Origin of the sequence: Pseudomonas sp. 39004, from assembly GCF_028682155.1 — a bacterium.
Taxonomy (GTDB): Bacteria; Pseudomonadota; Gammaproteobacteria; order Pseudomonadales; family Pseudomonadaceae; genus Aquipseudomonas; species Aquipseudomonas capeferrum.
Genome location: NZ_JANIAG010000221.1, coordinates 1 through 7,631 on the forward strand (window position 1 = coordinate 1; position 7,631 = coordinate 7,631).

General features: G+C 64.7%; 6 protein-coding genes and 2 tRNA genes. 5 read left to right on the top strand and 3 right to left on the bottom strand.

Annotated features, from left to right (window positions below; translation table 11 throughout):
* Positions 1–129 precede the first annotated feature (129 nt).
* From NP534_RS24335 to NP534_RS24345, 3 genes are all read left to right on the top strand, one after another.
* A tRNA-Asp gene (locus NP534_RS24335) sits at positions 130–206 on the top strand.
* Between the two features lie 141 nt (positions 207–347).
* A tRNA-Asp gene (locus NP534_RS24340) sits at positions 348–424 on the top strand.
* A 187-nt stretch (positions 425–611) separates the two neighbouring features.
* Positions 612–1,415 (top strand): DUF2242 domain-containing protein, encoded by an 804-nt coding sequence (locus NP534_RS24345; RefSeq protein ID WP_274100404.1) that lies wholly within the window; start codon positions 612–614, stop codon positions 1,413–1,415.
* A gap of 266 nt (positions 1,416–1,681) precedes the next feature.
* On the opposite strand, the gene NP534_RS24350 is transcribed toward NP534_RS24345, so the two are convergent.
* On the bottom strand, positions 1,682–2,722 hold the full coding sequence (locus NP534_RS24350) for an AraC family transcriptional regulator (RefSeq protein WP_274100405.1): 1,041 nt from the start codon (positions 2,720–2,722) through the stop codon (positions 1,682–1,684).
* A gap of 4 nt (positions 2,723–2,726) precedes the next feature.
* Entirely contained in the window at positions 2,727–3,845 is a 1,119-nt protein-coding gene (locus NP534_RS24355; RefSeq protein ID WP_033700524.1) for a nitrilase-related carbon-nitrogen hydrolase, read from the bottom strand.
* Between the two features lie 189 nt (positions 3,846–4,034).
* Here NP534_RS24355 and NP534_RS24360 point away from each other — a divergent pair, with 189 nt between their 5' ends.
* Together NP534_RS24360 and NP534_RS24365 are read left to right on the top strand one after the other, a co-directional pair.
* Positions 4,035–6,071, top strand: a complete 2,037-nt coding sequence (locus tag NP534_RS24360; RefSeq protein ID WP_274100406.1) for an NADPH-dependent 2,4-dienoyl-CoA reductase — start codon at positions 4,035–4,037, stop codon at positions 6,069–6,071.
* 74 nt (positions 6,072–6,145) lie between these two features.
* Positions 6,146–7,045: a 1-aminocyclopropane-1-carboxylate deaminase/D-cysteine desulfhydrase gene (locus tag NP534_RS24365; RefSeq protein ID WP_443201098.1), complete on the top strand. Its 900-nt coding sequence runs from the start codon at positions 6,146–6,148 to the stop codon at positions 7,043–7,045.
* Here NP534_RS24365 and NP534_RS24370 read toward each other — a convergent pair.
* Positions 7,036–7,581, bottom strand: a complete 546-nt coding sequence (locus NP534_RS24370) for a cytochrome b (RefSeq protein WP_033700521.1) — start codon at positions 7,579–7,581, stop codon at positions 7,036–7,038. The genes NP534_RS24365 and NP534_RS24370 overlap by 10 nt on opposite strands.
* Positions 7,582–7,631: the final 50 nt, after the last annotated feature.

Here is a 7,631-nt window from a genome sequence, read left to right on the forward strand (position 1 = left end):
GCGGGTTCGAGTCCCGTCCGCTGCGCCACTTTTTAGTAACAGGTGGGTGCCTTGCACCGGTCTGAGACCAAAAGGCAAATATGCCTGAGGTCGATCCCAGTTTCAATCGGGCGCAAGCCTGAATGATACGCAGCGGTAGTTCAGTCGGTTAGAATACCGGCCTGTCACGCCGGGGGTCGCGGGTTCGAGTCCCGTCCGCTGCGCCATCTTCGTTTCGAGGCCCCTTGAACGCCTCGAAGCAACAAAAAGAGCGATCACCGTGTCGCTTTTTTTGTGCCTGATAAAACTGTGCCTCTGGCCAGCAAGCAGGCAAAAAAGGTTTCACCGGGCGCAAGCCCAAGCGATACGCAGCGGTAGTTCAGTCGGTTAGAATACCGGCCTGTCACGCCGGGGGTCGCGGGTTCGAGTCCCGTCCGCTGCGCCATCTTCGCCTCGAGGCCTTGAACTCCTCGAAGCAACGTGAAAAGCGACCTCAGGGTCGCTTTTTTCGTTTTCACGGCCTGCTCGGCCACCTTTACACGAAGCTGACAGACTCTTCACGGATGAACGGTTTCAGTGTCTGTGCGCGCTGATGCACAATAGGCACCTTCTCGACTTACCCGGAATTCGCAATGACCAGATCATCCGTCTTTGGTGCGCTCGGGCTGGCCCTGGTGCTGGCGGGCGTGACCGGTTGTTCCTCGAAAAAAACGGCCATCTACGAGCACGAGAACTTCGACGACTCGGGGACGTTCTCGCGCAGCTTTCCGGTGACCGATGCCGGCTCCTGCGAGGCCGCTCGCCGTGCCTTGCTCAGCCAGGGCTATATCATCACCAGCAGCGGTGCCAACCAGGTTACCGGTAACAAGAGCTTCCAGCAGAACAGCGAAAACCACCTGCAGATCAGTTTCAACGTCACCTGCGCGCCAGACGTGAGCGACGAACAGCGTTCGACCATGTTCGCCAACGCCCTGCAGGATCGCTACAGCCTGAAGAAGTCCAATACCTCTGCCAGCCTGGGTGTGGGCGTGCTGGGTTCGGTGTCGATGCCGATCGGTTCGAGTGACGACTCGATGGTCAAGGTGGCCAGCGAGACGGTGACTGCGGCGCAGTTCTACGACCGGTATTTCGCACTGGTAGAGAGCTATCTGCCCAAGCCCAAGAAGGTCAGCAAGGCCAAGGCCAAGGTCGAGCCTGAGGCGCCTGCGCCGAAGCTGGAAAAGCCTGCGGTTGACCTGGGCCTGCCAGAGCAGGCGGCTGCCGCCCCTGCAGCGGTTCCCGCGGCCGCCCCAGCGCCTGCCGCCGTTGCCCCGGCTGCCGAGGTGCCAGTAGCGCCTGTGGTCAATGACAGCCAAGGCTCGCAACCTGTAGCACCGCCGGCAGAGCCGGCACCGCTCCAGACGCAACCTGCTGAAGCCCCGCCGGCCACCCTCTGAGCCTCTTTGCGCCTGCGGCTACGCGCGGGCACATCACACATTCCCTGTTACAGACGGGCGGCGATAACGCGTTCGATACCTGCTACGTTTACTTCTCATGAGCTTGTCATCATTCCTTCACCCAACCTGCTTAGGTTGAAGGCGACACCTACGAAGACAGATGAGAAAAGAGGACGCAGGGCAATGGACGAATATCAGGAAGAGTTGCTCGAGTTCCAGGCATACGAACTGGATACCCCGGAACCTGCCGACGACGCCACCGAGCTTTAGCCGGCCTGCCGCTGACTGCGGCGAAACTCCCCCGGCGTGAGGCCGGTCCAGCGCTTGAATGCGCGCTGGAAAGCCTCTGCCGAAGCAAACCCCAGCAGATAAGCGATTTCGCCGAAAGCCAGCGCCGTGTCACGGATGTAGGTTTCGGCCAGGTCGCGCCGTGTCTCGTTCAGCACGTCGCGAAAACGCGTGCCTTCCTCAGCCAGCTTGCGCCGCAATGTCCAGGTGGGCAATTGCAGGCTCAGTGCCACTTCGTCCAGGTCCGGTTCGCGGCCGCCATTGAGCAACGGGCCGAGCAGGTGCGTGATGCGTTCACCCAGGCTGCGTACCCGTGTGCGCTGGAGCAACTCGGCTTCGCACAGTTGCAGCAGGTGCTGCCAGGTGCTCGGGCAATGCTGCGGGTTGGCTATCTGTAGCGTGGCGCGGCTCAGGCGCAGTTGATTGCCAGCGGCTGCGAACTGCACCGGGGTACAGCACAGCGGCTGATACTGAGTGGCATAGTCGGGCGCTGCAAATTCGATATCCAGCCGTTCGGCCTGCAGCACGCTGCCTGCCAGGTCGCCCAGTTGTGCCAGCCAGCCGGCGAGCAACGAATCGACCACGAAACGGTTGTACGTGTTGTACGGGCTGATGGAGTAGAAGCGCAGCCAGGCGCCCTGGGCATCTTCCTGAAAGCTTGAGTGGCCTCGGTAGTTGGCAGCATACAACGGCTCGAAGCGCAGCAAGGTACGCGCCGCTTCGCCCAGGGTTGGCGCCTGGGCCGCCGTGATGCCCGCCAGGCCGGCATGGGCCAGGCGGCTGAGACGCCCCATATGCAGGCCCAGGGCCGGCTCGGCGCAGAGGGCGATGGCGGCATGCCCAAGGTGCATGTAGCGGGGGATCGACAAGCGTGCGCCCGCTTCGGCCAGGCGGGCGGCATCGAGGCCATAGCGCTGCAGCAGGGGCGCTGGGTCGTGGCCCAGCGCGCGTACAGCCCCGGCCAATGGCTGGACGAACCCTACCGACAGGTCACCCAGGCGCACGCGGGGGCGGGCCATGGGGTCACAACCACAGGTTCAGCAGACGGGCGCCGTGGCTGGGGTTGCCCGCCAGCAGTTCGCCTGACTGATGGGCAAAGCCCTGGCCGTCGCCGGCCTGCTCCCAGAACTGCCCGCGCATGAACACGCTCATGCTGCTGACACCTGCGCCAGCCGCCTGGGTCAGGCGCTGCCAGGCGGTTTGCTCGCTGACCTCGCCACGCTGCAAGGCAAGCTCGGCCGCCGCCTGCTGGTGGCGGTTGCCGCGCCAGGGCGCCTGCCAGCTGCCTTTGCCGCTGAGGAACACCGGATTGGCGATCAGTTGGACCGACTGTTGCTCCAGTTGCTGGTGGTTTTCCGGGTACCAGCTGTCACTGCCGATCAGTACACCGAGGCGCCCGGCGGGGGTTTGCAGGACCTGCAGCGGGTGCTGGCGGCCATCATGGATGTAGCGGCGCATTTCGCTGTCCGGGTACTGCTGGCGCTGGGGCTGGCCCAACAGCGAGCCGTCGCCGGCAAATACCACGCTGCTGTTGTACAGCGGGCCACTGCCGGCGTGCAGCACGCCCTGTTTGACATAAGGGGCAGGGAGCACGATAGAGCCAGCCACCAGGGTTACCCCAAACTCCTTGGCCAGGCCACCGAACAGCTGCTGATAGTCGGCGGCCATCTGCTCGGCCTTCATGCGCAGGTGCGCGTCGGTTCGCCAGTCGTCGGCGTTGGCGCGCAGCATCGCCAGGCCATAGCGCAGCGGGTTGCTCAGCTCCAGCCATTGCAAGGCCTCGCGGCTCTGCGTGACCTGGTACAGCTCGTTCTTTTCGCCGCGCGCCCACAGCCAGGTGCCGATGTGCTCCGGCAACACCACCACCGTGCGCGGGCCAACCAGCCCCTGCATTCGGGCCTGCTGCAGATAGGCCGAGAGCTTGCGGTGCAGGCGCTGCAGGTTCTGGTAGTCACTTGGGTAAAGCAGCGGCTCGACGCCCAGCAGGTTGCCGTGTTCGCCCGGCACGCCATGGTTGAGCGCGAGCTCGATGCGCAGGTCGGACAGGTAATGGCCTTCCGGGCGCTGCTGGGTCCAGAAGCCGTAGCCGCACACGGCGGCGATCATCACCAGCGCCAGGGCGCTTGCCAGGAGTTTTCGCATGAAGCGGTACTGCGCCTTGGAAGTCAGAGTTGTCTAGGGTAGCCGTGCTGTGAGGGAGGATCAATAAGTTGTCAGTTTCGATCATTGAGCCTGTTCAAACGGCTGTTTAATGTCATCGGCAGATAAACGACGGGCCCGCCGGCTGGCGAGGTACCCGCATTCCGTGATCACGCCACATGGGGACCTTCCATGGCTGCCGACCGTTATCCGCACCTGCTCGCACCGCTCGACCTGGGCTTCACCACCTTGCGCAATCGCACCCTGATGGGCTCGATGCACACCGGCCTTGAAGAGCGCCCCGGTGGTTTCGAGCGCATGGCGGCCTATTTTGCCGAGCGCGCCCGAGGTGGCGTCGGCCTGATGGTCACCGGCGGCATTGCGCCCAATGATGAGGGGGGGGTCTATTCTGGTGCCGCCAAGCTCAGCACCGAAGAAGAAGCCGACAAGCACCGCATCGTGACCGAGGCGGTGCACGCTGCCGGCGGCAAGATCTGCCTGCAGATCCTTCATGCCGGGCGCTACGCCTACAGCCCGCGCCAGGTCGCGCCAAGTGCGATCCAGGCGCCGATCAACCCGTTCAAGCCCAAGGAGCTGGACGAAGCGGGCATCGAGAAGCAGATCGCCGACTTCGTCAACTGCGCCGTACTGGCCCAGCGTGCTGGCTACGATGGCGTCGAGGTGATGGGCTCGGAAGGCTATTTCATCAACCAGTTCCTCGCTGCCCACACCAACCACCGCACCGACCGCTGGGGTGGCAGCTACGCCAACCGCATGCGCCTGGCCGTAGAAATCGTCAGCCGTGTGCGTGAGGCCGTGGGCCCGAACTTCATCATCATCTTCCGTCTGTCGATGCTCGACCTGGTCGAAGGTGGCAGCACCTGGGACGAAATCGAGCTGTTGGCCAAAGCCATCGAGCAGGCCGGCGCGACACTGATCAACACCGGCATCGGTTGGCACGAGGCGCGCATCCCGACCATCGCCACCAAAGTGCCGCGTGCGGCGTTCAGCAAGGTCACCGCCAAGCTGCGGGGGGCGGTGAACATTCCGCTGATCACCACCAACCGCATCAACACCCCGGAAGTGGCCGAGGCGGTGCTCGCCGAAGGCGATGCCGACATGGTCTCCATGGCGCGGCCGTTCCTGGCCGACCCGGACTTCGTCAACAAGGCCGCCGCCGGGCACGCTGAGCAGATCAACACCTGCATCGGCTGCAACCAGGCCTGCCTGGACCACACCTTTGGCGGCAAGCTGACCAGCTGCCTGGTCAACCCGCGCGCCTGTCACGAGACCGAGCTCAACTACTTGCCTGTGCGCGCGGTGAAGCGTATTGCCGTGGTCGGTGCAGGTCCGGCCGGCCTGGCGGCCGCCACTGTGGCCGCCGAGCGTGGCCACCAGGTGACCCTGTTCGATGCCGCTGGCGAGATCGGTGGGCAGTTCAACGTGGCCAAGCGGGTGCCTGGCAAGGAAGAGTTCTTCGAGACCCTGCGCTACTTTGCCAACAAACTCAGCAGCACAGGCGTGGACGTGCGCCTGAACACCCGCGTCGATGTACAGGCGCTGGTGGACGGCGGCTTCGACGAGGTCATCCTGGCCACCGGTATCGCGCCACGCACCCCAGCGATCCCGGGGGTGGAGCACGCCAAGGTGCTCAGCTACCTGGATGTGCTGCTCGAACGCAAGCCGGTCGGCGCGGCCGTCGCGGTGATTGGGGCGGGCGGTATCGGTTTCGATGTGTCCGAGTACCTGGTGCATCAGGGTGTGGCCAGCAGCCAGGACCGTGACGCGTTCTGGAAAGAGTGGGGCATCGACACCCAGCTTGAGGCTCGCGGTGGCGTGGCCGGAATCAAGGCCGCGCCGCACGCGCCGGCGCGCCAGGTGTACCTGCTGCAGCGCAAGGCGTCCAAGGTAGGTGACGGCCTGGGCAAGACCACTGGCTGGATTCACCGCGCAGGGCTGAAGAACAAACAGGTGCAGATGCTCAATGGCGTTGAATACCTGAATATCGACGACGCCGGTTTGCACATTCGTGTCGGTGGCGGTGAGCCGCAGTTGTTGGCGGTGGACAACGTGGTGATTTGCGCCGGGCAGGAGCCGCTGCGTGAGTTGTACGACGGGCTGGCGGCTGCGGGGCAGTCGGTGCATTTGATCGGCGGCGCAGATGTGGCGGCCGAGCTGGATGCCAAGCGGGCGATCAACCAAGGCTCGCGTTTGGCAGCCGAGCTTTGATAGGGCCGGGGGCTGCTTTGCGGCCCCCCGCTGTTTCACTGATAGACTGATGCATCCGCCTCAGGCCCCGCTTCATGTCCATCGATTTCTTGAACCTCCCCCAGGCCCCTCTGCACCCCCTGACCCTGCCTTGGCTACAAAGCGCCGACGTCGAAGCTGCCATCTTGCGCCTGGACCTGATCGACCCCCTGATCAGCGGCAACAAGTGGTTCAAGCTGCGTCACCACCTCGCGCAAGCCCATGAAGCAGGCGCCCCCGGCCTGATCAGCCTGGGCGGTAGCCACTCCAACCACTTGCACGCCCTGGCCGCCGCTGGCAAACGTTTTGGCTTCGCCACCGCCGGCTTGCTGCGTGGCCATGCCCAGGACACCCCGACGGTGCGTGATCTGCAGACGCTGGGCATGCACGTGTACTGGCTGGGCTATGGCGGCTACCGCGCTCGCCATGAAGCGGGGTTCTGGCAACCCTGGCAGGCACGTTACCCCGGCTGGCACTGCATCCCCGAAGGCGGTGGCGGCATGGCGGGCGCGCAAGGCTGCGGGTTGATCGTCGCGCAGGCGCGTGCACAGCTGGCCGGCATCGGTTGGGACGATTACAGCGCCTGGTGGCTGGCCGTGGGTACCGGTACCACGCTCGCTGGCCTGGTGCTGGAAGAGGCCGGCGCGCATGACGTGCACGGCGCGCTGGCGGTGCCAGGCGATCACGGCGTGGCGCAGAATGTGAGGGCGCTGGTCGGCGACAGTGGTTATCGGCTGCACGATGCCTGCCGGGGCGGCTTTGCCCGGGTCGACGACGAACTGTTGGGGTTTATCGACGCTTGCGAGCGCAGCACCGGCGTGCCGCTTGAAGCGCTCTACACCGGCAAGGCCTTGCTAGCGCTGCGTGAGCAGGTCGAGGCCGGCGTGTTCCCGCCCGGCACCCGCCTGATCGTGCTGCACACCGGTGGCCTGCAAGGCCGACGCGGTTACTTGTAGGGCAGCATGCGCAGCAGCGTGTTGTCGCGCTGCACGTAGTGGTGATACAGCCCGGCCAGCGCATGCAGGCCGATCAGCCAGTAACCCCAGCTGCCGACGCGCTCATGCCAGCCTTTGATGAACTTGGCTTGGTCCGGGTCTGCGCCGATCAGGTGGGGCAGCTCCAGGCCATAGAAGGGTACCGGCTTGTCGGCGGCGCTGAGAATCAGCCAACCGGCCAGGGGCAGGCCGATCATCAACAGGTACAGTGCCAGGTGCATCAGGTGGGCAAGGCCGGTCTGCCATGCTGGGGGCTTGGGCAGAATAGGCGGGGTAGGGCGGCTCAGGCGTACCGCCAGGCGCAGCCAGACCAGCACGAACACCGTCAGGCCCAGCATGAAGTGCAGGTCCTTCATCAGGTTGCGCTCGGCGCTGTCCTTGGGGAACAGGCCGCGGAACTCGATGCAGGCGTAGACGGCGGCCAGCAGCACCAGCATCAGCCAGTGCAGGGCGATGGACAGGCGCGCGTAATGAGGCGTCGGGGTGAGTGAAACCATGCTTGATCCTCGTCATCAGGTTTAAGGTGGCGCTCTTGCTGGCGCTCAGG

Excerpts from the sequence above, each read along its gene's own strand:
- NP534_RS24345 (WP_274100404.1), top strand. The coding sequence starts at position 612 with ATGACCAGATCATCCGTCTTTGGTGCGCTCGGGCTGGCCCTGGTGCTG.
- NP534_RS24350 (WP_274100405.1), bottom strand. The coding sequence starts at position 2,722 with ATGGCCCGCCCCCGCGTGCGCCTGGGTGACCTGTCGGTAGGGTTCGTC.
- NP534_RS24355 (WP_033700524.1), bottom strand. The coding sequence starts at position 3,845 with ATGCGAAAACTCCTGGCAAGCGCCCTGGCGCTGGTGATGATCGCCGCC.
- NP534_RS24360 (WP_274100406.1), top strand. The coding sequence starts at position 4,035 with ATGGCTGCCGACCGTTATCCGCACCTGCTCGCACCGCTCGACCTGGGC.
- NP534_RS24365 (WP_443201098.1), top strand. The coding sequence starts at position 6,146 with ATGTCCATCGATTTCTTGAACCTCCCCCAGGCCCCTCTGCACCCCCTG.
- NP534_RS24370 (WP_033700521.1), bottom strand. The coding sequence starts at position 7,581 with ATGGTTTCACTCACCCCGACGCCTCATTACGCGCGCCTGTCCATCGCC.